At 69.9% G+C, this 22,487-nt stretch carries 21 protein-coding genes and 2 tRNA genes; 12 read left to right on the top strand and 11 right to left on the bottom strand.

Annotated elements, in window-relative coordinates:
• Positions 1 to 753 carry a hypothetical protein gene (locus Q0Q23_RS06105; RefSeq protein ID WP_295120941.1) on the top strand — a complete coding sequence of 251 codons (753 nt, stop codon included), beginning with the start codon at positions 1 to 3 and terminating at the stop codon, positions 751 to 753.
• A 70-nt stretch (positions 754 to 823) separates the two neighbouring features.
• On the opposite strand, the gene Q0Q23_RS06100 is transcribed toward Q0Q23_RS06105, so the two are convergent.
• The 8 genes from Q0Q23_RS06100 to pepN form a co-directional block, all read right to left on the bottom strand.
• Positions 824 to 2,473 (bottom strand): FAD-binding dehydrogenase, encoded by a 1,650-nt coding sequence (locus Q0Q23_RS06100; RefSeq protein ID WP_295120938.1) that lies wholly within the window; start codon positions 2,471 to 2,473, stop codon positions 824 to 826.
• A gap of 32 nt (positions 2,474 to 2,505) precedes the next feature.
• Positions 2,506 to 2,913: a globin gene (locus Q0Q23_RS06095; RefSeq protein WP_295120936.1), complete on the bottom strand. Its 408-nt coding sequence runs from the start codon at positions 2,911 to 2,913 to the stop codon at positions 2,506 to 2,508.
• A 1-nt stretch (position 2,914) separates the two neighbouring features.
• Positions 2,915 to 4,123: a mechanosensitive ion channel family protein gene (locus Q0Q23_RS06090; RefSeq protein ID WP_295120933.1), complete on the bottom strand. Its 1,209-nt coding sequence runs from the start codon at positions 4,121 to 4,123 to the stop codon at positions 2,915 to 2,917.
• 55 nt (positions 4,124 to 4,178) lie between these two features.
• Positions 4,179 to 4,868, bottom strand: a complete 690-nt coding sequence (locus Q0Q23_RS06085; RefSeq protein ID WP_295120930.1) for a response regulator transcription factor — start codon at positions 4,866 to 4,868, stop codon at positions 4,179 to 4,181.
• Positions 4,865 to 6,223 carry a sensor histidine kinase gene (locus tag Q0Q23_RS06080; protein ID WP_295120927.1) on the bottom strand — a complete coding sequence of 453 codons (1,359 nt, stop codon included), beginning with the start codon at positions 6,221 to 6,223 and terminating at the stop codon, positions 4,865 to 4,867. The genes Q0Q23_RS06085 and Q0Q23_RS06080 overlap by 4 nt, the downstream gene beginning before the upstream one ends.
• Before the next feature lie 7 nt (positions 6,224 to 6,230).
• A complete protein-coding gene (locus tag Q0Q23_RS06075; RefSeq protein WP_295120924.1) occupies positions 6,231 to 7,076 on the bottom strand; it encodes an ABC transporter permease subunit in 846 nt (281 codons plus the stop codon).
• Positions 7,073 to 7,984, bottom strand: coding sequence for an ABC transporter ATP-binding protein (locus tag Q0Q23_RS06070; RefSeq protein WP_295120921.1), 912 nt, complete (start codon positions 7,982 to 7,984; stop codon positions 7,073 to 7,075). The genes Q0Q23_RS06075 and Q0Q23_RS06070 overlap by 4 nt, the downstream gene beginning before the upstream one ends.
• A gap of 154 nt (positions 7,985 to 8,138) precedes the next feature.
• A complete protein-coding gene (gene pepN, locus Q0Q23_RS06065; RefSeq protein WP_295120918.1) occupies positions 8,139 to 10,685 on the bottom strand; it encodes an aminopeptidase N in 2,547 nt (848 codons plus the stop codon).
• Positions 10,686 to 10,799: 114 nt separating this feature from the next.
• Between pepN and Q0Q23_RS06060 the strand changes: the two genes are divergently transcribed.
• Together Q0Q23_RS06060 and Q0Q23_RS06055 are read left to right on the top strand one after the other, a co-directional pair.
• Positions 10,800 to 11,288, top strand: coding sequence for a ribose-5-phosphate isomerase (locus Q0Q23_RS06060; RefSeq protein WP_295120915.1), 489 nt, complete (start codon positions 10,800 to 10,802; stop codon positions 11,286 to 11,288).
• Positions 11,288 to 12,262, top strand: coding sequence for an Fpg/Nei family DNA glycosylase (locus tag Q0Q23_RS06055; RefSeq protein ID WP_295120913.1), 975 nt, complete (start codon positions 11,288 to 11,290; stop codon positions 12,260 to 12,262). Before Q0Q23_RS06060 ends, Q0Q23_RS06055 begins: the two co-directional genes overlap by 1 nt.
• Before the next feature lie 7 nt (positions 12,263 to 12,269).
• Here Q0Q23_RS06055 and Q0Q23_RS06050 read toward each other — a convergent pair whose 3' ends face one another.
• Positions 12,270 to 13,361 carry a hypothetical protein gene (locus Q0Q23_RS06050; protein ID WP_295120910.1) on the bottom strand — a complete coding sequence of 364 codons (1,092 nt, stop codon included), beginning with the start codon at positions 13,359 to 13,361 and terminating at the stop codon, positions 12,270 to 12,272.
• Between the two features lie 158 nt (positions 13,362 to 13,519).
• Here Q0Q23_RS06050 and Q0Q23_RS06045 point away from each other — a divergent pair, with 158 nt between their 5' ends.
• Both Q0Q23_RS06045 and Q0Q23_RS06040 read left to right on the top strand, forming a co-directional pair.
• A complete protein-coding gene (locus tag Q0Q23_RS06045) occupies positions 13,520 to 14,158 on the top strand; it encodes an FMN-binding negative transcriptional regulator (RefSeq protein ID WP_295120907.1) in 639 nt (212 codons plus the stop codon).
• On the top strand, positions 14,155 to 15,600 hold the full coding sequence (locus Q0Q23_RS06040; protein WP_295120904.1) for an amidohydrolase: 1,446 nt from the start codon (positions 14,155 to 14,157) through the stop codon (positions 15,598 to 15,600). Before Q0Q23_RS06045 ends, Q0Q23_RS06040 begins: the two co-directional genes overlap by 4 nt.
• A gap of 75 nt (positions 15,601 to 15,675) precedes the next feature.
• On the opposite strand, the gene Q0Q23_RS06035 is transcribed toward Q0Q23_RS06040, so the two are convergent.
• Complete coding sequence (locus Q0Q23_RS06035) at positions 15,676 to 16,158, bottom strand: Dps family protein (RefSeq protein ID WP_295120900.1); 483 nt, start codon at positions 16,156 to 16,158, stop codon at positions 15,676 to 15,678.
• Between the two features lie 276 nt (positions 16,159 to 16,434).
• Here Q0Q23_RS06035 and Q0Q23_RS06030 point away from each other — a divergent pair, with 276 nt between their 5' ends.
• Both Q0Q23_RS06030 and Q0Q23_RS06025 read left to right on the top strand, forming a co-directional pair.
• Positions 16,435 to 17,781, top strand: coding sequence for a sensor domain-containing protein (locus tag Q0Q23_RS06030; protein WP_295120897.1), 1,347 nt, complete (start codon positions 16,435 to 16,437; stop codon positions 17,779 to 17,781).
• Positions 17,782 to 17,807: 26 nt separating this feature from the next.
• Positions 17,808 to 18,464, top strand: a complete 657-nt coding sequence (locus tag Q0Q23_RS06025; RefSeq protein ID WP_295120894.1) for a response regulator transcription factor — start codon at positions 17,808 to 17,810, stop codon at positions 18,462 to 18,464.
• Between the two features lie 78 nt (positions 18,465 to 18,542).
• Here Q0Q23_RS06025 and Q0Q23_RS06020 read toward each other — a convergent pair.
• Positions 18,543 to 18,613 (bottom strand) — tRNA-Gly (locus Q0Q23_RS06020).
• A gap of 99 nt (positions 18,614 to 18,712) precedes the next feature.
• Between Q0Q23_RS06020 and Q0Q23_RS06015 the strand changes: the two genes are divergently transcribed.
• The 5 genes from Q0Q23_RS06015 (at position 18,713) to Q0Q23_RS05995 (ending at position 22,346) form a co-directional block, all read left to right on the top strand.
• A tRNA-Pro gene (locus Q0Q23_RS06015) sits at positions 18,713 to 18,787 on the top strand.
• A 59-nt stretch (positions 18,788 to 18,846) separates the two neighbouring features.
• Positions 18,847 to 20,259 (top strand): trigger factor, encoded by a 1,413-nt coding sequence (gene tig, locus Q0Q23_RS06010; RefSeq protein ID WP_295120891.1) that lies wholly within the window; start codon positions 18,847 to 18,849, stop codon positions 20,257 to 20,259.
• Between the two features lie 137 nt (positions 20,260 to 20,396).
• Complete coding sequence (locus Q0Q23_RS06005) at positions 20,397 to 20,885, top strand: tetratricopeptide repeat protein (protein WP_295120888.1); 489 nt, start codon at positions 20,397 to 20,399, stop codon at positions 20,883 to 20,885.
• A gap of 155 nt (positions 20,886 to 21,040) precedes the next feature.
• A complete protein-coding gene (locus tag Q0Q23_RS06000; protein WP_208042038.1) occupies positions 21,041 to 21,634 on the top strand; it encodes an ATP-dependent Clp protease proteolytic subunit in 594 nt (197 codons plus the stop codon).
• Between the two features lie 40 nt (positions 21,635 to 21,674).
• The gene (locus tag Q0Q23_RS05995) at positions 21,675 to 22,346 is read left to right on the top strand and encodes an ATP-dependent Clp protease proteolytic subunit (protein ID WP_295121120.1); all 672 of its coding nucleotides are present in this window, start codon (positions 21,675 to 21,677) and stop codon (positions 22,344 to 22,346) included.
• Positions 22,347 to 22,487 lie beyond the last annotated feature (141 nt).

Raw genomic sequence — 22,487 nt, 5'->3', positions numbered from 1 at the left:
ATGAGCCAGTCGTTTTCTCTCCAGGACACCCTCGCCGCCGCCGATCTGCAGACGTACCTGTCTCGGGCCGCCCGCGTCGAGGAGGGGTCGGTGCGCCTGATCGCGGGATCGGGCGTGCTGGCCGTGTACACCGCCATCCTGTACCCACGGGGTCTTCTCGATCAGACGCCCACGGTGCTCGGGCTGCGCACCTTCCTGACCGCGCCCGACGTGACCTTCGACGTGGTCGTGCCGATCCGTTCTCTGCTCGACCGCCTGGCTCGCGTGCGCGAGGCGGCCGAGAATGCGGCGGCGGCGTCCGAGCGGAACGCGGTCGACGAGGAGGGCGGCGACGAGAACGCTGCCCTGGACGGCGCGGTCGAGAGCGCGCCCCTGGACGTGCGGCTGCCGATGGAGGCGCCGTCGGTGACCTGGGCGGGCATCTCGCCGCCGCGCGGAGGCTGGCGTCAGGTCGGTGAGACGTCCTACGGGCTGCTGCAGTCGACCGCGGCCGCCGGGATCGCCGAGGTGGCGGACGCCGTGCCCACCGGCACGGGCGAGCAGCTCGTCCAGCGCGTGCGCGCAGAGGTGTGGGGGCGACCGATCGAGGGCTTGGAGTATGTTCCGGCCGGCGCCGCCTTCGCTGCGGAGAGTCTCGGGTTCCTCGCCGAGGGAGAGCCGGTGACCATCCTCGAGACGGGCCCGTGGACCCGGCTGACGACGCGCAGAGGCCACACGCTCATCCGTCGGCAGGCCTGGAGCCTGCGCGGCTGACCACCGCGAGGGGTGCGCCGCGCATCCACGCTGCTGCCCCCTCCGGAAGCGACATTCGGCGCTGAGGTGCTCAGGCCGCTCGCGCGATCGCGCGGCCGGCTTGGCGTCCCGAGAAGAGGCAACCGCCGAGGAACGTGCCCTCCAGCGCCCGGTAGCCGTGCACGCCGCCGCCGCCGAAGCCGCTCGCCTCGCCCGCCGCGTACAGGCCGGGAACCGGGGTGCCGTCGGCCGACAGTACCCGCCCGTCGAGGTCGGTCTCGATGCCGCCGAGGCTCTTGCGGGTGAGGATGTGCAGCTTCACCGCGATCATCGGGCCGGCTTTCGGGTCGGTCAGCTTGTGCGGCGACGCGACCCGGATGAGCTTGTCCCCCCGGTAGGCGCGGGCGGCGCGGACGGCTGCCAGCTGCAGGTCCTTGCCGAAGTCGTTGTCGAGCTCGCGGTCGCGCTCGCGCACGTGGCGGGCGACGAGGTCGAGATCGAGTGGCACCTCCGAGAGCCGCTTCATCCCGGCCAGCAGCTCATCGAGCGTGTCGGCCACGACGAAGTCGGCGCCTTTCTGTTTGAACGCCTCGACGGGGCCGGGCGCGCCCGGCGCGACCCGCTTGGCGAGCAGTCCGAGGTCTTTGCCGGTCAGATCCGGATTCTGCTCGCTGCCGGAGAGCGCGAACTCCTTCTCGATGATCTTCTGGGTGAGGATGAACCAGCTGTAGTCCGATCCCGTGCGGCGCAGGTGCTCCAGGGTGCCGAGCGTGTCGAAACCGGGAAACAGGGGCGCCGGCAGTCGCTCGCCCCGGGCGTCGAGCCACAGCGACGACGGACCGGGGAGGATGCGGATGCCGTGGCGCTCCCAGATCGGATCCCAGTTCTGGATGCCCTCGGTGTAGTGCCACATCCGGTCGCCGTTGATGAGGTGTGCGCCCGCTTTCTCCGCGATGCCGAGCATCCGGCCGTCGACGTGCGCAGGCACTCCCGACAGCATGAAGTCCGGGGGAGTGCCGAGCCGTTCCGGCCAGGCCGCTCGCACCAGGTCGTGGTTGCCGCCGATGCCGCCGCCGGCGACCACCACGGCGGGAGCACGGAGGTCGAAGTCTCCGATCCGCTCACGGTTGCTCGGGGCCCCACGCCGGGCGGTGTCGGGCTTCAGGATCTCGCCCCGCACGCCCGAGACGCGCCCGTCCTCGACCACGAGCTCGTCGACGCGGTGCCGGTGCAGCAGCTGTGCCTGTCCGGTCGCGGCGGCGGCCTGGACGCGACGGACGAAGGGTTCGAGCACGCCGGGCCCGGTGCCCCAGGTGATGTGGAAGCGCGGCACCGAGTTGCCGTGGCCGCCCGCAGTCCCGTCCCCGCGCTCGGCCCAGCCGACGACCGGGAAGAACCGGACGCCTTTCTCGTGCAGCCAGGCGCGCTTCTCGCCGGCGGCGAACTGGAGGTAGGCCTCCGCCCAGCGCCGGGGCCACTGGTCCTCGTCGCGGTCGAACGCGGCGCTGCCGAACCAGTCCTGCCGGGCGAGGGCGAGCGAGTCGTGCACGCCCATGCGGCGTTGCTCGGGCGAGTCGACCAGGAACAGGCCTCCGAACGACCAGAACGCCTGTCCGCCGAGAGAGGCCGCGGGTTCCTGATCGACGATCGTGACGATCTTGCCGGCGTCGAGCAGCTCACTCGCGGCGACCAGTCCGGCCAGGCCGGCGCCCACGACGATGCAGTCGGGTTCTCGGGTCATGGCGTGTCTCCTTCGGCACGTCGGTGGAGGGGCTAATCCTCGAATGTGTTGACCATAGCGAACGCGGCCCGCTCCAGATAGCTCCACAGCGTCTCCTGCTGCAGCGGAGGCAGGTCGAGCTCGTCGACGGCCACCCGCATGTGCGCGAGCCAGCGGTCGCGTGCGTCCGGGTTCACCTTGAACGGGTTGTGCCGCATCCGCAGGCGCGGGTGCCCGCGCTGCGCGCTGTAGGTGGTCGGGCCGCCCCAGTACTGCTCGAGGAAGAGAGTGAGTCGCTCGCGGGCGGGCCCCAGGTCCTGCTCGGGGTACATCGGCCGCAGGACGGCATCGTCGGCGACTCCGCGGTAGAACGTGTCCACGAGGCGGACGAACGTGTCGTGTCCGCCGATCTGCTCGAAGAAGGACGGGCCGGTGGGCGGCCCCACGGGGATGGTCGTCATCTCACTCCGTCGTCGGGGGCTGAGCGGGAGGCTGCTTGGGGCCGCGCGGGGCGCGGGTAGCGCCGGGCGTGTCCGGGCCGGCCTCGGTGCCCGGAGCGGCGTTCGCGGCGGGAGCGCTGCCGGCCCCGCTGTCATGCGTACTCTCGAGCGCCGGTCGGATGCGGATCGCGCCGGGATCGGCCACGGCCTTCGGCGCCCGCTTGGCGGCAGCGCGCGCCTTGCGTCCGCTCACCGGCTTCTCCGGCACCACGGGAGTGGGGCGCGTGCGCGGCGGCTTGGCGCCGTTGACGCTGCCTGCACTGTCGAACCCGCTGAGCACGACCGCCTCCAGCGACGGCAGCTTGATGCCGAGTCCGTCCGTGGCCTGCTTGAGACGCAGGCGCAGCTCGCGCGAGACGTCGTCCTTCGCCGTGGTGCGCGTCTTGAGCACGATCCGGATGACCATCGCGTCCGCGGACACCGACTCCAGCCCCCAGAGCTCGGGCTTGTCGAGGACGCGGGATCGCCACTTGGGGCTGGTCGCCAGGGCCGTCGCGGCCTCCATCATCGCGGTCTGGACCGCCTCGATGTCGGCGTCGTAGGGAACAGCCAGGTCGACGATCACGCGCGACCAGCCCTGCGACATGTTGCCGACGCGGAGGATCTCGCCGTTGCGGACGAACCAGAGCGTTCCGTTGACGTCGCGCACCTGGGTGATGCGGATGCCGACGGCTTCCACGACTCCGGTCGCCGACCCGAGATCGACCACATCGCCGACGCCGAGCTGATCCTCCATGACCATGAAGAGACCGTTCAGCACGTCTTTGACGATGTTCTGCGCACCGAAACCGAGGCCGGCGCCGATGGCGGCCGTGAGAAGCGCGAAGGACGTGAGGGCCCCGGGTGCGAACACCTGGATGACCAGGATGATCGTGATGATGCCGATCGTCACGTTGACGATGTTGCTGAGCACGGAGCCGAGGGTGCGGGTGCGTTGCACGACCCGCACCGCCGCGAGCGGCGAGGCGACGAGCGCCTGTGTATCGGTGACGCTCTGCCCCTTCTTCACCCCGCTGACGATCTGTCTGACCACACGCCGGATCAGCACCCGCAGGATCCAGCTGAGCACGAGGGCGCCGACGACGATCAGAGCCGCGTGCAGCAGGTTCCAGCCCGCTGCTGTCAGCCACGTCCCGACTTCGGCCCAGAAGTCCGCTTTCAGAATTCCCATACGCACGGAATCCTATCGAGCGGGGCCTTGGCGTCCGCTGGACCGGGCGGCGTGGTCAGCGCTCGACGAGTCCGTTGTCGTAGGCGAAGATCACGGCGTGGACGCGGTCGCGCAGCTGCAGCTTGGAGAGCACCCGGCCGACGTGCGTCTTCACCGTCGATTCGGTGAGGAAGAACTTGGCGCCGATCTCGCCGTTGGTCAGCCCGTCCGCCATCGCGAGCAGGATTTCACGCTCGCGTGGGGTCAGTGCGGCTGCCGGGTCGAGGCCCGCCGGCACGGCGCCGGAGGCCGGCAGACGGTCGGCGAAGAGTTCGAGCATCGCGCGGGTGACCCGGCCGCTGACGGCGGCGTCGCCCGTCGCCACCGCGCGGATGGCCGTGGTGAGCTCGGAGGGTCGCGCGTCTTTGAGCAGGAAGCCGCTGGCTCCGGCACGCAATCCACCGAACGCGTACTCGTCGAGGTCGAACGTCGTGAGGATGATGATGCGGGCGGCCGGGTTCGCGGCGACGATCCGCCGGGTCGCCTCGATCCCGTCGAGGTTCGGCATGCGCACGTCCATCAGGATCACATCCGGCCGGGTCTCGACCGCGAGCCGGACCGCATCGACCCCGTCGGCGGCCTCGCCGACGACGTGGAGGTCGGCCTCGGCCTCGAGCACCATCCGGAAGCCGAGGCGGACGAGCGCCTGGTCGTCGACGAGGAGGATGCGCAGAGGCCGGTCGGACTCGGTGCGGGGGACGGTCATTCGTGACTCCTGGGTGGTGGTGCGGTGAGCGAGGGAGCCGCTGATGCGGCGGAGTGCGGGGTCGGCGCTGCCGAGGACGACGACGGAGAGGACTGCGGCGCGGGGGAGACCGCTGTGCCGCCCGGCCCCACGGTCGGGATGTCGGCCGCCACCCGCCAGCCGCCGCCGCGACGCGGGCCGGCCTCCAGTGTGCCGCCGTAGAGGGCGACGCGCTCGCGGAGGCCGAGCAGTCCACTGCCCGACCCCTGGACGGAGCCGGTGTGCACGGTCGCATCGTCTTCGACGACGATGTGGATGCGATCGTCGCCGAATTCGATCGTCACCGTGACGACGGTGGCGAGAGGTCCGTGCCGGAGGGTGTTGGTGAGCGCCTCCTGCACCACCCGGAAGACCGTCAGCTGCTGACCGACATCGGCGGGTGGCGCGCCGGAGACCGTGATCCGCACCGGGAGGCCGGCGGCCCGGAACCGTTCGACCAGCTCGCCGAGCTCGCCGAGGCCCGGTTGCGGTGCGTGGGCCGCGCTCTCGTCGTCGCCGGCGCGGAGCACGCCGAGCAGGCGACGCATGTCTCCGAGCGCGCTCCGTCCGGTCTCGGCCACGAGCCGCATCGTCTCGGCGGATCGATCCGGAGCGGTGGCGACGAGTCCGGCCGATCCGTCGGCGAGCGTGATCATCACGGTGAGGCTGTGGGAGACGATGTCGTGCATCTCGCGTGCGACCCGGCTGCGCTCGGCCGCCGTGGCGATCTCGGCCTGCTGGTCCCGCTCGCGCGCCAACTGGCGCGCGCGGTCGATCAGCGCGTCGAGATACCGGCGCCGGTTGCCGACGTTGGTGCCGACCAGCACGGCGACCGTGCAGAAGGAGAGCGCGGCGAAGCCCGACGGAATGGCCTCCGTCGATAGGGGACCGAAGACGTGCGCGGCGACCACGATCTCGGTGACGACGAGCACGACGACGGTCGCCACCGCCGTGATCGCGTAGGCGATCCAGGCCGAGCGCGCCGAGCGATACACCGCGAGCGCGTACAAGGCGAAGACGGTCGGCAGGAAGTCCACGTTGCGGCCGACGAACACGCTCAGGACGAGCACCGCGAGCGCGATGGCGAAGACGGCGCGCGGGTAGACCCGGCGGGCGAACAACGCCGTCCCGACGACCGCCGCGAGCAGCAGTTCGACCGCCCCCTGCCCGCTCGGGTGCTGGACCATGTGCACGGTGCCCTCGCCGAGAGCCGGCACGAGATAGACGCCCGCCACCAACGCATCCACCAGGAGCGGGTGCGCGGCGAAGAAGCGCCGAACCGCCCCGGGCGGCCTCGGGAGTTCGAGGTCGGCCGGGGCGGGTTCGGGGGCGGTCACCGGGAGGTCACGCGTCCCGCCGCTGCAGCAGGATCGCGCCCACGATGAACGAGACGGCGCCCCAGATGGCCACGGTGAGGATGTTCTGCCACGGCTCGAGCGTGCCATTGCCCAGCCCCGCCATGCCGTTGCCGCCCTCGCTGAGTAGATAGTGCGACCAGTCTCGGATCCAGGTCTGCGCCGGAAGCAGCGCCTCGAGGAGCGCGACGATGATCGGGAGCAGGAACAGGACGCCGAGAGTGATCGCGATCCCGCCGGCGCTGGCCTTGACGATGGCGCCCACCCCGAGCGCGAACACCGCGACCAGACCGAGGAAGGCCGCGCCACCCAGGATCGACCAGAGGGTCGAATCGGAGAAGAAGTCGCCCTTGTATCCCTTCGATGTCAGGAGCGGCACCGCGATCGCCCACGATGCCGTGAGGCTGATGAGCCCGACGAGGCCGGAGACGACGAAGAGCACGATCGCCTTGCCCGCGAAGACGGGGAACCGGTGAGGAACGGCGGCGAAGGAGGAACGGATCATCCCCGTGGAGAACTCGCCGCTGATGGCCAGCACGCCGAGAACCGCGATCACGAGCGGAGCGAAGGTGAGACCGGCGGTCGCGGCCCGGGTGACGAACGCCGAGCCTGCCTGAGCGGAGGCGGCCCGCTGCTCCAGCACGGAGGCCTCGGGCACCACAGCGGAGAGAAGGGCTGAGAGGCCGACGATCAGGACGAGGACGCCCACGAGTGTCCAGAAGGTGGACCGGAGGGTCACGAGCTTGATCCACTCCGAGCGGAGCACTCGGAGGAAGCTGAGCCGACCGATCTCCGAGTGCTGGTGCGGTGCGGCGGTGGCGGTTGCGGTGCTCATCGAGTGACCTCCGAGTGGTATTCGACGTCGTCCTGGGTGAGTTCGAGGTACGCCTCCTCCAGGGAGGCGCTGAGCGGGGTGAGCTCGTGGAGCGCGATGCCGGAGGCCGCCGCCGCGTCGCCGATCTGGGCGGCGCTGATCCCGCTGATCTCGAGCAGCTGAGCCTCCACGCCGGTGACGGTGATGTCGGGGCCGTTGATCGCCGCGACGAGGCGCTCGACCTCGGGAGTGCGCACACGCACGGCGCTGCGAGTCGCACCGGCGAGGATCTGGTCGACGGGTGCGTCGGCGAGGATGCGGCCGCGGCCGAGCACGATGATGTGGTCGGCGGTCTGGGCCATCTCGCTCATCAGGTGGGAGGAGAGGAAGACGGTGCGGCCCTGGCCGGCGAGGTGACGGGCGAACTGGCGCACCCAGAGGACGCCCTCCGGGTCGAGGCCGTTGACCGGTTCGTCCAGGATGAGGGTGGCGGGGTCGCCGAGCATGGCGGCGGCGATGCCGAGGCGCTGGCCCATGCCGAGGGAGAATCCGCCGACCCTTTTGCCGGCCACGGACTCCAAGCCGGTGAGGCCGATCACCTCGTGCACACGGCGCTTGGAGATGCCGTGGGTCGCGGCCATCGCCAGGAGGTGGTTGTAGGCCGTTCGGCCGGTGTGCACCGCCTTGGCGTCCAGCAGGGCACCCACCTCTCCGAGCGGCGAGCGCAGCTCGGTGTACCGCTTGCCGTTGATGGTCGCGGTGCCGCGGGTGGGGCGGTCCAGACCCATGATCATGCGCATGGTGGTGGACTTGCCCGCACCGTTCGGGCCGAGGAAGCCGGTGACCTTCCCCGGCTGGATCGTCGCCGAGATGCCGTCGACGGCGGTTTTGCTCCCGAACGTCTTGGTGAGGTTGTCGAGTTGGATCATGAGACCGAGACTAGGGCCGCGGCGGGGGCGGCGTCATCGAACCGCAGTACCACTGTCCGCGTCGTCGTCCTGGCGGAGCCTCGCCGGACTGACAGCGACGAAACGGGGAGCCCGGCACCGGCCGGGCTCCCCGTTCGGACATCAGCCCTCGGACCTACGCCTGTGCGTCGCGCTCCTGGGCCGCCAGCGCGCGCTCGACGCCGGCCAGGTTCTCCACCACCAGACGGCGGAGCGCGGCCGGCTCGGGGTTGGCGTCGAGCCAGGCGCGGGTCGCGTCGCGCAGAGCGGCGTTCGCCAGCGGAGCCGGGTACATCCCGGCCACGAGGTACTCGGCGATCTTGTAGGTGCGCGAGGTCCACACGTCCTGCAGGGCCGCGAAATACGGCTCCACGAAGGCCGCCAGCACCTCCTTGTCCGCCGCCCGCTGGAAGCCGAGTCCGGTGAACCGGACGATCGTGTTCGGCAGGCTGTCCGAGCCGAACACCGAGTCCCAGGCCGCCTGCTTGCCCTCGAGCGTCGGGATCGACGCGCGCGCCTGCGCAGCGAACTGCGCGCCGTTGGCGGTGTTGTCTTCCGCGAGGGCCGCATCCACCTCGGTGTTGCCGGCCGCGCCGCCGGCGACCAGGGCGATCAGGAGTTCCCAGCCCAGGTCCGTGTCGACCGTGAGGCCCGGCAGGGTCAGCGAGCCGTCGCGCAGCTGTGCCACGGTCGCGAGCTGCTCCGGGGTGGAGGCCAGCGCCGCGAAGAACTTGACGAACTGGAACTGCGCGTCGCTGCCGGCCTCGGCCTGCCGGGCGAGCTGCCAGAGCGCGGAGGCCGCCTCCTCGCCCGTCTGCTTCTGACGCTCCGGGGCGACGTAGCTCCCCGCGGCGAGCACCAGCTGGTTGAGCGTGGTGCGCAGCGTCGTCGACTCGGTCTCCGACGCGATGTTGCCGAGCACCAGGCGCACGTAGTCGCTCGCGCTGGACTCGGCGTCGCGGGTGGCATCCCACACCGCGCCCCAGACCAGCGAGCGCGCGAGCGGGCTCTCGATCGATGAGAGGTGCTCGAGGGCGACGCGGTGCGACTCCTCGTCGAGGCGGATCTTCGCGTAGGCGAGGTCGTCGTCGTTGAGGAGGACGAGCGCGGGCCGCCGCTGGCCGACGAGCTCGGCGACCTCGGTGCGGTCGCCGTCCACGTCGAGTTCGATGCGCGAGGTGCGCACGAGCCGGCCGTCGACCAGGTCGTAGAAGCCGACGGCGAGGCGGTGGGGGCGGATCGTCGGGTAGTCGGCTGCCGCGGTCTGCAGGATCGCGAACGAGGTGATCGTCCCGTCGGCGTCCACCGCGATCTCCGGTCGGAGGGTGTTGACGCCTGCGGTCTCGAGCCACTTCTTCGACCAGTCGGTGAGGTCGCGGCCGCTGGTGGCCTCCAGCTCGACCAGGAGGTCGGTCAGCTCGGCGTTGCCGTGCTGGTGCTTCTTGAAGTACTGCGCGACACCGGCGAGGAAGTCGTCCTGGCCGACCCAGGCGACCAGCTGCTTGAGCACCGAGGCGCCCTTCGCGTAGGTGATGCCGTCGAAGTTGACCTGCACGTCCTCCAGGTCGTTGATCGTCGCGACGATCGGGTGGGTGGAGGGCAGCTGGTCCTGCTTGTACGCCCAGCTCTTCTCCATCGCGGCGAACGTCGTCCACGCCTCGGTCCACTCGGTGGCCTCCGCCGTGGCGAGGGTGGAGGCGTACTCCGCGAACGACTCGTTCAGCCACAGGTCGTTCCACCACTTCATGGTGACCAGGTCGCCGAACCACATGTGGGCGAGCTCGTGCAGGATCGTGACGACCCGGCGCTCCTTGATGGCGTCGGTGACCTTGGAGCGGAACACGTAGGTCTCGGTGAAGGTGACAGCCCCGGCGTTCTCCATCGCGCCGGCGTTGAACTCGGGCACGAAGAGCTGGTCGTACTTCTCGAACGGGTAGGCGTAGTCGAACTTCTCCTCGTAGAAGGCGAAGCCCTCGCGGGTCTTCTCGAAGATGTAGTCGGCGTCGAGGAAGCCGGCGAGGCTCTTGCGCGCGTACACCCCGAGCGGGATCGTGCGGCCGTCGCGGCTGGTCAGCTCGCTGTGCACCGACTCGTACGGACCGGCGATCAGGGCCGTGATGTAGGAGGAGATCACCGGGGTCGGGGCGAAGGACCAGGTCTTCGCACCCTCGCCGGCGTCGGTCGGCTCGGGGGTGGGGGAGTTGCTCACGACGGCCCAGTGCGCCGGCGCCGTGACGGTGAACGTGAACTCGGCCTTGAGGTCGGGCTGCTCGAACACCGCGAACATGCGGCGGGAGTCCGGCACCTCGAACTGGGAGTAGAGGTACACCTCGCCGTCGACCGGGTCGACGAAGCGGTGCAGGCCCTCACCGGTGTTGGTGTAGATCGCGTCGGCGTCGACCCTGAGCTCGTTCTCGGCCTGCAGGCCGTCCAGCTGGATGCGCACGCCGTCGGAGACCACGGCAGGGTCCAGCTCCACGCCGTTCAGCACCACGGAGTGGACGGTGCGCGTGATCGCGTCGATGAAGGTCGAGGCACCCGGCGTCGCTGAGAAGCGGATGGTGGTGGTGCTGCGGAAGGTCTCCGGACCCGTGGTCAGGTCGAGGGCCACGTCGTAGCTGTGGGTGCGGACGAGCGACGCGCGCTCCTGGGCTTCGATGCGGGTGAGGTTTTCTCCGGGCAACGCTGACTCCTTGGAAAAGCGGATGGGGTGTGGATCGTGTCCACCGAATCCACCTTAGTGAGGTCGCGCCGCGGGCGCGGCGGCGGCGTCGGCGGCCTTCCCTAGACTGTGAGCATGCGCATCCACATCGCCACCGATCACGCCGGTCTCGAGTTCAGCACGCACCTCCAGCAGCACCTGCGCGAGGCCGGTCATGAGGTCGTCGACCACGGTCCGCAGGAGTACGACCCGATCGACGACTACCCGGCGTTCTGCATCAACGCGGCCAAGGCCGTCGTGCGCGATCAGCAGGCCGGGGTGGAGGCGCTGGGCGTGGTGTTCGGCGGCTCGGGCAACGGCGAGCAGATCGCGGCGAACAAGGTCCTCGGCGTGCGGGCCGCGCTGGTCTGGAACGAGAGCACCGCCGAGCTGGCGCGCCAGCACAACGACGCCAACGTGATCTCGATCGGAGCGCGTCAGCACACCGTCGAGGAGGCGACGCGCTTCATCGACGTCTTCATCGCCGAGCCGTTCTCCCTCGAGGAGCGTCACGTGCGCCGCATCGCACAGCTGGCCGAGTTCGAGGCCACGGGCGACATCGCGGGCAAGAACGTGGACCGCTGATGCCCGAGGGCCATTCCGTCCACCGCATCGCGAAGCAGTTCGCGGTCAACTTCGTGGGTCACCGCGTCGCGGTGTCCTCCCCGCAGGGCCGGTTCGCCGCGGACGCGATGCGCATCGACGGGCACACGATGGTCGCGGCCAAGGCCGTGGGCAAGCAGATGTTCCTCGAGTTCGATAACGAGCTCTGGTTGCGCGTCCATCTCGGGATCTACGGTGCCTGGGACTTCGCCGGCGACATCAGCATCGATCCGACCATCGCGAGCGCCAACGGCCGGATGGGGCAGACCAACCAGTCCGGCACGATCCTCGACGAAGCGGGAGAGAACTCGCTGCACTCGATCGGGGCGCCGCGCCGCACGCGGTTGCGCATGTCCGAGTCCGAGAAGGTGGAGGCCGACATCGACACCTTCCCACCGGAGCCGGTCGGGCAGGTGCGGGTCCGGCTGCTGACCGACACAGCGGTCGCCGATCTCCGCGGGCCGACGGCCTGTGAAGTGCTCGACCCCGCCGAGGTGGATGCCGTGATCGCCAAGCTCGGGCCCGATCCTCAGGTCGACGCCGGCCCGGAGGCTGAGGAGGCCTTCGTCACGAAGGTGCGCAAGAAGCCGACCGCGATCGCCCTGCTGCTGATGGACCAGAGCGTGGTCAGCGGCATCGGCAACGTCTACCGAGCCGAACTGCTGTTCCGCGCGCGGCAGAACCCGCACACGCCGGGCAAGCTCGTGCCCGAGGAGACCGTGCGCGCACTCTGGCGCGACTGGGTGCACCTGCTGCAGATCGGTGTCGAGACCGGTCAGATGATGACGATGGACGACCTCGATGAGGAGTCGTACCGCAAGGCGATGGCCAAGCGGGAGGACCGGCACTGGGTCTACAAGCGCGAGGGACTGCCGTGCCGGGTCTGCGGCACGCACATCCTGATGGAGGAGCTGGGAGGGCGGAAGCTCTACTGGTGCCCCAAAGACCAGGCCTGAGTCTCGGTCAGCGGAACATCATCTTCTCGTAGAGGGTGCGCCCGGTGACCTGGTCGGTCAGGTCGTCCAGGGCGATGTCGAGTTCGAAGTCCGCATTGAAGTCGTAGTACATCGGGTGCTCGCCGGCGTGCAGGACGCGGGACAGGCCGCGCCGAGCGACACTCATGTCGAGCGACTCGATGAGCTTCGGGTCGGTCGCCGTCATGGTGATCGTTCCGCGCTCCGACGACCACGACCACACCATCCGCGTGGGGTAGGTCTGGTGCCCCGGACCCGGAACGTCCCCGCTGGTCTCCAGCCGCAGCGGCAGCAGGTCGTCGGTGACGAGCGTGTCGCCCTTCGCCAGATAGAAGGTCGGGATGTTCAGCGCGCCGAAGCCCAGGAGGCCCTTCGTCGTCATGCGCACATACACGACCGTGTAATCGGCGACGTGGGCCCGGCCCCAGTACCAGTGGTCGAGGAACGACCCCATCAGGTGGTTGCCCCAGTTGTGGTCGTGGTAGGCGCTTCCGCTGACCTGGGTGGTCGCTCCGGACTCGGTGATGGTCGCGGAGACACGCCCGTACGGCACCGGGACGACCCATGCCAGATAGTGGGTCCGGGCCGAGTCGAAGTAGTTGATGCCGGCGCCCGGGCGCCACGACGGCGCCTCGCGGTCGATCGTGACGTCGGCGACGATTCCGTCGCCCTCCACGTGCAGCACGTAGTGGTCGAGGTCGCCGGTGACGGTGTTCGGGCCGATCCGCACGTCGCAGCGGTCCGTCGCCGCATGGAACTCCGAGGCGGGGAACGTCGGCTCGAGGTGCAACCGCGTGCCGTCGGCGAGCTGACGGATGATCAGGACCGTGGGCGTGAGCGGTCCGGAGGGATCGGTGTGCGGCTTGTTCGAGAAGGTCACGACGAGTGTCGAGCCGTCGTCGAACTGGCAGTCGAAGTACCACCACTCGAAGGTCGAATCCTCCGCGTCCGCGGCGCGATAGCCGTCCTCCCAGATCTCCACACCGGTCGGCTTCAGCCCGAGCGCGGTCAGTCCCTGCTGCTGGCTCTCGGCCATCCGTGTGCGGATCTCGGCGGTGTCGGGGATGTCGTGTGCGGTCATGGCGTTCCCTTTCGCAGTCAGAAGGCCCGCTCGAAAGCTACCAACGGCCTCGGCCCTGCCGCTCACCCGCCTTCAGGGGGCCGCCGCCGGGCGGCGAACCACCGTGTTACAGTTCGGCGGACCCCGAGCGAGTGCGCCGAGAGCCGAGGAGAGATCACGTGCGTCAGAATCCCAGCTTCACCCTCGCCGAACGCGCCGAGATCGAGCGGATCATCCGCGAGAACCCGTGGGGGACCTTCGTCAGCACTGCCTCGACGGGTCTCGTGGCTTCGCATTACCCGGTGATCCTCGACGACACTCAAGAGGAGCTCAGCATCGTCAGTCACGTCGGTCGTCCCGACGAGCAGCTCCATGAGCTCGGCGAACACGAACTCCTGGTCATCGTGCAGGGGCCGCACGGGTACATCTCGTCGTCGTGGTACGACGCCGACCCGGCCGTGCCGACCTGGAACTTCGTCGCGATCCACCTCTCGGGCGTGCCGGAGCTCCTGAGCGCGGAGGAGAACCTCGAGGTGCTCGAGAAGCTCGTCGACCACTTCGAGCGCGAACTCCCGAACCCGCGCCGGATGCGCGGCACGCTGGAGGACGAGCGTTACGCGGAGCGCATCTCGTCGGGCACGGTCGGTCTCCGTCTGACGCCGACGAAGATCGTCGCCAAGCAGAAGATGAGCCAGAACCGGCCCGACCACATCGTCGACTCGATCATGACCGAGCTCGGCGGCGACTCGCCGTACGCCAGCGCCGCGCTGCTGCGCGAGATGCAGCTCGTGCACGACCGCCGCCGAGCTGCGCGATGAACGTCGTCCTGACCGGCGCTCGGCTGACCGGCGGCGATCGGCTCGCGGACGTGGTCGTTCGCAACGGGTCGATCGCGTCGGTGCAGCCGTCCGGCGCGCCGGTCGACCACGGTCTCGCGCGCGTCCCGCTCGACGGCCGCTGGTTGATGCCCGGACTGTGGGATCAGCACGTGCACTTCACGCAGTGGGCGCAGACGGCGCGCCGGCTGGACGTGTCGAGAGCGAGCTCTGCTGCGGAGGCCGCCGACCTGGTGCGCGCGCATGCCGCTTCGCATTCCGGTTCGGAGGTCCTCGTCGGTTTCGGCTTCCACGACGCGCTGTGGCCCGACCTCCCGACCCGCGAGCTCCTCGATGCGGCGGCGGCCGACAGGCCCGTCGTGCTGATCGCCGGCGACCTCCACTGCTCGTGGCTGAACTCCGCGGCGATCGCCCGTTTCGCGCCCGACGTGGAGGGCGCGCTCCTGCGGGAGGATGCGAGCTTCGCCCTCACGAGCGCGCTCACACCATCTGACGACGCCGTCCTCGATCGCTGGGCGTCCGACGCGGCCGACGCGGCGGCGGCGCGCGGCGTCGTCGGGGTCGTCGATCTCGAATACGGCTGGAACCTGGAGACGTGGAGCCGGCGGGTCGCGGCGGGCGCCCGGTCGATCCGGGTCGAGTTCGGGGTCTACCGCGACCGGGTGGAGGATGCGATCAGGCTGGGCTTGCGCACCGGCGACCCGGTCGAGGGCACCGGCGGTCTCCTGACGATGGGGCCGTTCAAGGTGATCTCGGACGGTTCGCTGAACACCCGGACGGCGCTCTGCCTGCATCCGTACCCGGACGGCGGTCGGGGGGTGGCCAATCTGACACCCGGCGAGCTTCTGGACGATCTCCGGATCGCGGTGGGCAGCGGTATCGAGCCCGCCGTCCACGCGATCGGAGACGAGGCGAACCGGCTGGCGCTCGATGCGTTCGAGCGGCTCGGGTCGGGAGGCCGCATCGAGCACGCGCAGCTCATCGACCCCGTCGACATCCCGCGATTCGCAGCCTTGGGTGTGGTGGCGAGCGTGCAGCCCGAGCACGCGATGGACGACCGCGACGTCGCCGATCGGCTGTGGGCGGCCCGCTCCCTGCACGCGTTCCCGCTTGCCTCGCTGCTGGCCTCCGGAGCCCGTCTCGCTTTCGGCTCCGACGCTCCCGTCGCGCCGCTCGATCCATGGGCTGCGATCGCGTCGGCCGTCGGCCGCGCGCGGGACGGTCGCGAGCCGTGGCATCCCGAGCAGGGCATCCCGGTGGAGGCCGCGATCGAGGCCTCCACACGCTCCCGCATCGCGGTCGGAGAGCCGGCCGATCTCGTGATCGTCGAGCGCGACCCGTCCACGGCGACGCCGGACGAGCTGCGCACGATGTCCGTCGCGGCGACGCTGCTCGCCGGCCGTTTCACCCACAACGCGCTCTGAGGACGCCGAAGGGCACGTCGTGGTCGCTTCCGAAGCCGGAGAGCGATGACGACGTGCCCTTCGGCACGCGCTGCGTTACTCGCTGATGTGGGCGAACAGGAACCAGCGGTCCTTGTCGAGGCCGCGGGCGATCTCGATCGCGACGTCCTGGCTGGTCTGGTCGAGCTCGTCCAGCTCCGCGACAGCGGTGTTGACGCTCGCGAGCGCGGCATCGAGCTGGGCGATCACCTCGGCGATTGTCTCGTTCGACTGCCGGAACCCGGCGGTGAGCTCGCCGGTGGTGGTCTTCGCGGCCACTGTGCCGAGTCGCGCGTCGACAGGGAGGCCGAGGGCGACGATCCGCTCCGCGGCGAGGTCGGCCCACTCCTGAGCGTGGGCGACGATCGTGTCGAGCAGCTCGTGCACGCCGATGAAGTTGGCGCCGCGCACGTGCCAGTGCGCCTGCTTGCCGTTGACGACGAGTGCGGTGAGGTCGATGACCACGGGGGTGAGGAACTGCGCGACCCCCGCGGCGACGTCGGGGTTCGAAACGCTCTGGCTTGCGGCGATGTCCGTCATGATGGCGTCCTTTCTTCTGCCTGACGACAACGCTACTGCGCAGCCGGAATTCCGCAACGAAGCTGAGGCTGCGCTCATCACCACCACGCCTGGTCGGGTTAACCCCCGCAGGGATCCGGAGGCGGCCGGTATGGGTGGCCTGCCGTTCGGGCGGAAGGCTGGGGATATGAACGAAACGAGCACTGCGGGCCTGGCCGCAGACGGCGCCGGCGCGGCCGGGTCGTCCGCCTCCGGCGGCCCGTCTGGGTCGTCCGCCCGTCTGGCAATGTGGTCGCTGTGACCGCGTCCTCCATCCCTCCGGCGACTGCCGCGCGCACGACCTACGGGTCGTTGTGGCGTCGCGTACCCCGGGAGCTCGGGTTCCTGGTCCTGACCATGCCGATCGCGATCATCGGTCTGTCGGTGCTGGCGTCGCTGTTCTGGACGGGCATCGGCACTGTCGTCATCTACGTCGGCTTCTTCATCGTGGTCGCCACCTTCTATACGGCCCGGGCGTTCGGAACGGTGGAACTGATCCGTCTCGACTGGGCCGGTGCCGCCCCTGTCTCTCGACCGGTGTGGGAGCCCGCCGACCGCCCGCGCACCTTCTGGCGGATCATCTTCGGTCCGTGGGCGAACGGCCACTATTGGCTGTACCTGCTGCACGGGATGATCATCAACCCGATCGTGAGCGTGATCAGCTGGAGCATCACGATCACCTGGACCGCCGGCGCACTCGGAGGGCTGACCGGTTGGTTCTGGTTGGGCTTCATCCCGACGGGCGACCGCGACTTCTTCCTCTCGCGGGTGTTGGCCGACGCGATCTTCGGCATCCATTCGACGTTCGACCCGGTCGCGGGCGACCGCGTGCTCTATCTGATCGTCGGCGTGGTGTTCGCAGTGACGTTGCCGTTCGTGACCCGCGGACTCACGCTGATGCACCGGGCGGTCGCGCAGGGGCTGCTGGGCGCGTGGCGTTCGGAGGCCCTGCAGCGGGAGGTCGCCGATCTGTCCGCGCAGCGCGGTGCGGCTGTCGCAGCGGAGGACCGGTCGCTGCGGCGGCTGGAGCGCGATCTCCACGACGGCCCGCAGCAGCGTCTCATCCGCCTGCAGATGGACATCGCGTCGGCCGAGCGCAAGCTCGCGGACGACCCGGAGGCCGCGGCCGCGTTGCTGGCCGAGGCCCGCAAGCAGGCCGGTGACACGCTCGAGGAGCTGCGTGCCCTGTCGCGCGGTTTCGCGCCGCCGATCCTGCAAGACCGCGGTCTGCAGGCAGCCGTCGAGTCGCTCGCGTCGAGGAGCACCATCCCGATGACCGTGGAGTCGTCGCTGCAACCCGGGGAGCGGTTCAGCCCCGAGGTGGAGCGGAACGCCTACTACGTGCTCGCCGAGCTGTCGGCGAACCTGGCAAAGCACTCGGGCGCGACGGCGGCCCGGCTGGTGCTCGACAGCACCGGCGATGTGGAGGGGCGGCCCTGGCTGGCCGTGTGGCTGACCGACAACGGCACGGGCGGCGCGACGATGATTCCGGGGCACGGCCTCAGCGGGCTCGCGGAGCGCGTGCACGGTCTCCGCGGCGAGTTGACCGTCGACAGCCCCGTCGGCGGGCCGACCCGCATCGGGGCGAGGCTGCCGCTGGCCTGACTCCGGCGGCCCAGTAGGGTGGTGGCGTGCCTGCCACCACCCCGCTCCGCCTCGTCGTCGCGGACGACTCCGTCCTGCTGCGGGAGGGCCTGGTGCGCCTCCTCGACGAGGCCGGCTTCGAGACGGTGGGCGCGTACGGCGACGCCGAGACGCTGCTCGCGGCCCTGCCGTCGCTGCAACCGGACGTCGCCCTCCTGGACGTGCGGATGCCTCCCACGTTCCGCGACGAGGGAGTGCGCGCTGCCCTGGAGCTGCGCTCGTCGTTCCCCGGTGTCGGTGTGCTGCTCCTCAGTCAGTACGTGGAGGGCACTTACGCCCAGGAGCTGCTGGCGAGTGGCCGCGGCGGCACGGGCTATCTGCTGAAGGACCGTGTGGCATCGCTCGACGAGCTGCGCGACGCGGTGACGCGCGTCGCCGCGGGCGGCACGGTGCTCGACCCGGAGGTCGTCCGGGAGCTGCTGGTGCGCCGCACGGACCCGCTGGAGTCGTTGACTCCACGCGAACGCGACGTGCTCGGCCTGATGGCCGAGGGCCGCACGAACGCGGCGATCGCCTCCCGGCTGGTCATCGGCGTCGGCGCGGTGGAGAAGAACGTCACGTCGATCTTCCAGAAGCTGGGACTCGAGGACTCGGGCGACGACCACCGCCGCGTACTGGCGGTGCTGGCGGTGCTGCAGCGCTGAGGGGCTGCCGAGGGGCGTCCAAACGCCCCTAAACCCCGCTCGTAAGGGCGTTAAGACGCCCTTCGCGGCTAGATTCGGAGGGGATGACGGGAATCGAACCCGCGTAATCAGTTTGGAAGACTGAGGCTCTACCATTGAGCTACATCCCCGAAGGCCGCCCTGCGCGGACGGCCGACGACCATCGTAGTACACGCGAGCGACTGCTCGCGTGCAGTAGACTTGCGCACGGTCTTTCGCACCGCTGAAGCCGGGGCGTAGCTCAGCTTGGCTAGAGCGCCCGCTTTGGGAGCGGGAGGTCGCAGGTTCGAATCCTGTCGCCCCGACGAGGACCTCGTTCCTTGCGAGTAGACCATCGTTCGAACATCAGGAGAACCCAGACATCGTGAAGACCACGGTCGAGAAGCTCAGCCCCACCCGCACCAAGCTCACCATCTCGGTGACGCCGGAGGAGCTGCAGCCTTCCATCAAGCACGCGTACGAGCACATCGCCGAGCAGGTGACCATTCCCGGTTTCCGCAAGGGCAAGGTGCCGCCGCCCATCATCGACCAGCGGGTCGGCAAGGCCGCCGTGCTCGAGCACGCGGTCAATGAGGGTCTCGACACCTTCTACCGTCAGGCGGTGGAGGAGAACGATGTGCGTCCCCTCGGCCGCCCGGAGGCCGACATCACCGAGTGGCCGAACGAGAAGGACTTCTCGGGCGACCTGCTGCTGACCATCGAGGTCGACACCCGGCCCGAGGTCACCCTGCCGGACTTCAGCGACATCACCCTGACCGTCGACGCCGCCGAGGTGTCGGTGGACGACGTCGAGGAGGAGCTCGACCGTCTGCGCAGCCGTTTCGGCACGCTCGTCACGGTCGACCGGCCCGCCAAGACCGGTGACTTCGCGCAGATCGACCTCGTCGCCACCATCGGCGGCGAGGAGGTCGACACCGCCGCGAACATCTCGTACGAGCTGGGCTCCGGCGAGCTGATCGACGGCATCGACGAGGCCCTCGACACGCTGACCGCCGGCGAGACCACCACCTTCGAGGCTCCGCTGATGGGCGGCGACCACGAGGGCGAGAACGCGCAGATCACCGTCACCCTCAACGCCGTCAAGGAGCGCGAGCTCCCGGAGGCCGATGACGACTTCGCACAGATCGCGAGCGAGTTCGACACCATCGGCGAGCTGCGCACCAGCCTGCGTACCCAGGTCGAGCGCGCCAAGGCGTTCGGTCAGGGCACCGCGGCCCGCGACCAGCTGGTCGACAAGCTGCTCGAGCTGGTCGAGATCCCCGTGCCGGCGCAGCTGGTGGAGGACGAGGTGCACCGCCACCTCGAGCAGGAGAACCGCCTCGAGGACGACGAGCACCGCGCCGAGGTGACCGAGTCGAGCGAGAAGACCTTCCGCACGCAGATCCTCCTCGACGAGGTGGCGCAGGCCGAGAACGTCAAGGTCAGCCAGGACGAGCTCACCCAGTACCTCGTGCAGGGCGCCGCCCAGTACGGCATGGACCCGAACGAGTTCGTCAAGATCCTCAGCGAGAACGGCCAGATCCCGTCGATGGTCGGTGAGGTCGCCCGCAACAAGGCGCTCGCGATCATCCTCGGCAAGACCGAGGTCGTCGACACCAACGGCAACAAGGTCGACCTCAGCGAGTTCGTCGCCCTCCCCGACAGCGACGAGGAGGCCGCGGACGCTGCCGACGCTGCCGACGCCGCTCCGGAGGCCCCGGCCGACGAGCCGGCCGCCGACGAGCCGGCCGCCGAGGAGAAGCCGAAGAAGCGCGCCGCCAAGAAGAAGGCCGAGTAACACCGCTCCCGCTTCCCACGAGGCCGGGCACCCCACGGGGTGCCCGGCCTTCGTGCATCCAGGGGACGCGACACGCCGTCTGGCACGATGGATGACGGCGAGTCGCGTCCCCTGTGGCGCGGGCGAGGAGAGGTCCCATGGACGACTGGCGAGAGCGCGTCGATGCGGTGTGGGCGGCGGCCGACGACGCGGGGGAGGACGCGACGCTGCAGGCGATCGACGCCCTCGTGGCCGAGCGGGCGGACGACGACCCGGTCGCGCTGTTCGAGGCGGCGGGCGCGCGCGACTTCGCCGGCCGGGAGGCCGAGGCCGAGCCGCTCTACCGCGCGGCTCTGGCGAACGGCCTGGCCGAGCCCGTGCGCGGGCAGGCGATCGTCCAGCTCGCGAGCACGCTGCGCAACCTGGACCGCCCGGACGAGTCGCTCGCCCTGCTGCGCGACTTCCTGCTCGCCGAGCCCGAGCATCCCCTCGCCGACGCGGCACGGGCGTTCGCCGCACTGGCGCTGTTCGACGACGGCCTCCCCGCCGACGCCCTGCGGGAGGCTCTCGGCGCGCTCGCCCCGCATCTGCCCCGATATGGGCGCGCCATCGAGGCCTACGCCGCAGCTCTCGACGACGATCGCTGACGGCGGCCGGAGGGCGTGCCCCACGCCGACGCGACCACGGCGTCGCCAGAGGAACCGGGACGTGCGACACCCACTCTGCCCAGGGCGAACAGCGCGGAATTGCGCGTGCTGCTCCGATAGATTCGATGCCAAGCGACAAAGGAAACGGAGCGAACATGGCCGACATGGGTATCCAGCCCAGTGTTTTCGACAGACTGCTGAAGGACCGCATCATCTGGCTCGGTTCCGAGGTGCGCGACGAGAACGCCAACGAGATCGCCGCGAAGCTGCTGCTCCTGGCCGCAGAGGACCCCAAGCGCGACATCTACCTCTACATCAACTCGCCCGGCGGCTCGATCACCGCGGGCATGGCGATCTACGACACGATGCAGTTCGTGCCGAACGACATCGTCACCGTCGGCATCGGAATGGCCGCCTCGATGGGGCAGCTGCTCCTCACGGCCGGCACCAAGGGCAAGCGGTACATCACCCCGAACGCTCGGGTCCTGCTGCACCAGCCCCACGGCGGCTTCGGCGGCACCGCGAGCGACATCCAGACGCAGGCCCAGCTGATCCTCGACATGAAGAAGCGCCTGGCCGAGATCACCGCTGCCGCGACCGGCAAGTCGGTCGAGCAGATCAACGCCGACGGCGACCGCGACCGCTGGTTCACCGCTCAGGAGGCCCTGGACTACGGCTTCGTCGACCACATCCGGGAGTCCGCGCTGGACGTCTCGGGCGGCGGCGGCACCGACCAGGAGACCAAGTAGGAACCGCCGGAAGGATAAGGACAAGACTATGAACACCCCCATGCTCGGCGGCTCAGCCCTCGGCGGCCAGGCCTTCGGCGGCGTGCAGGCGCCCGGCGCCCGCTACATCCTGCCCAGCTTCGAGGAGCGCACCGCGTACGGCTACAAGCGCCAGGATCCGTACGCCAAGCTCTTCGAGGACCGGATCATCTTCCTCGGCGTGCAGGTGGACGACGCCTCGGCCGACGACATCATGGCCCAGCTCCTGGTTCTCGAGAGCCAGGACCCGGACCGCGACATCGTCATGTACATCAACTCGCCCGGCGGCTCGTTCACCGCGATGACGGCGATCTACGACACGATGCAGTACATCCGCCCGCAGATCCAGACCGTCGTGCTCGGCCAGGCCGCATCCGCCGCCGCCGTGCTGACCGCGGCCGGAACGCCCGGCAAGCGACTCGCGCTGCCGAACGCGCGCATCCTGATCCACCAGCCCGCCGTCGGCGAGGCCGGTCAGGGGCAGGCGTCGGACATCGAGATCCAGGCCAACGAGATCATGCGCATGCGCACGTGGCTGGAGGAGACGCTCGCGAAGCACTCCAACCGGTCGGTCGAGCAGGTCAACAAGGACATCGACCGCGACAAGATCCTCTCGGCCGAGGAGGCGCTCGAGTACGGCCTCATCGACCAGGTGCTGACCAGCAGGAAGACGCTGCCCGCGCTCGTCAAGTGACCCGGCGGCCGTCGTCTGGATGATCCTCCGGATGATCCCGGCCGGCCGCGATGTGCGACGCCCCCATTCCATGCGGATGGGGGCGTCGTGCGTGTGGGCGGCAGCTGTGTCACCGTCTGCTGTCGGCATAATGCCGGGCAC

Origin of the sequence: uncultured Leifsonia sp. (assembly GCF_945957465.1) — a bacterium.
GTDB lineage: Bacteria > Actinomycetota > Actinomycetes > Actinomycetales > Microbacteriaceae > Leifsonia.
Note: the sequence above shows the minus strand (reverse complement) of the source record. Positions and strands in the feature narration are given on the sequence as shown.

Bases quoted from the DNA above. Each gene is read 5' to 3' on its own strand.
- Q0Q23_RS06105 (WP_295120941.1), top strand. From the start codon at position 1: ATGAGCCAGTCGTTTTCTCTCCAGGACACCCTCGCCGCCGCCGATCTG.
- Q0Q23_RS06100 (WP_295120938.1), bottom strand. From the start codon at position 2,473: ATGACCCGAGAACCCGACTGCATCGTCGTGGGCGCCGGCCTGGCCGGA.
- Q0Q23_RS06095 (WP_295120936.1), bottom strand. From the start codon at position 2,913: ATGACGACCATCCCCGTGGGGCCGCCCACCGGCCCGTCCTTCTTCGAG.
- Q0Q23_RS06090 (WP_295120933.1), bottom strand. From the start codon at position 4,123: ATGGGAATTCTGAAAGCGGACTTCTGGGCCGAAGTCGGGACGTGGCTG.
- Q0Q23_RS06085 (WP_295120930.1), bottom strand. From the start codon at position 4,868: ATGACCGTCCCCCGCACCGAGTCCGACCGGCCTCTGCGCATCCTCCTC.
- Q0Q23_RS06075 (WP_295120924.1), bottom strand. From the start codon at position 7,076: ATGAGCACCGCAACCGCCACCGCCGCACCGCACCAGCACTCGGAGATC.
- Q0Q23_RS06070 (WP_295120921.1), bottom strand. From the start codon at position 7,984: ATGATCCAACTCGACAACCTCACCAAGACGTTCGGGAGCAAAACCGCC.
- Q0Q23_RS06060 (WP_295120915.1), top strand. From the start codon at position 10,800: ATGCGCATCCACATCGCCACCGATCACGCCGGTCTCGAGTTCAGCACG.
- Q0Q23_RS06055 (WP_295120913.1), top strand. From the start codon at position 11,288: ATGCCCGAGGGCCATTCCGTCCACCGCATCGCGAAGCAGTTCGCGGTC.
- Q0Q23_RS06050 (WP_295120910.1), bottom strand. From the start codon at position 13,361: ATGACCGCACACGACATCCCCGACACCGCCGAGATCCGCACACGGATG.
- Q0Q23_RS06040 (WP_295120904.1), top strand. From the start codon at position 14,155: ATGAACGTCGTCCTGACCGGCGCTCGGCTGACCGGCGGCGATCGGCTC.
- Q0Q23_RS06035 (WP_295120900.1), bottom strand. From the start codon at position 16,158: ATGACGGACATCGCCGCAAGCCAGAGCGTTTCGAACCCCGACGTCGCC.
- Q0Q23_RS06005 (WP_295120888.1), top strand. From the start codon at position 20,397: ATGGACGACTGGCGAGAGCGCGTCGATGCGGTGTGGGCGGCGGCCGAC.
- Q0Q23_RS06000 (WP_208042038.1), top strand. From the start codon at position 21,041: ATGGCCGACATGGGTATCCAGCCCAGTGTTTTCGACAGACTGCTGAAG.
- Q0Q23_RS05995 (WP_295121120.1), top strand. From the start codon at position 21,675: ATGCTCGGCGGCTCAGCCCTCGGCGGCCAGGCCTTCGGCGGCGTGCAG.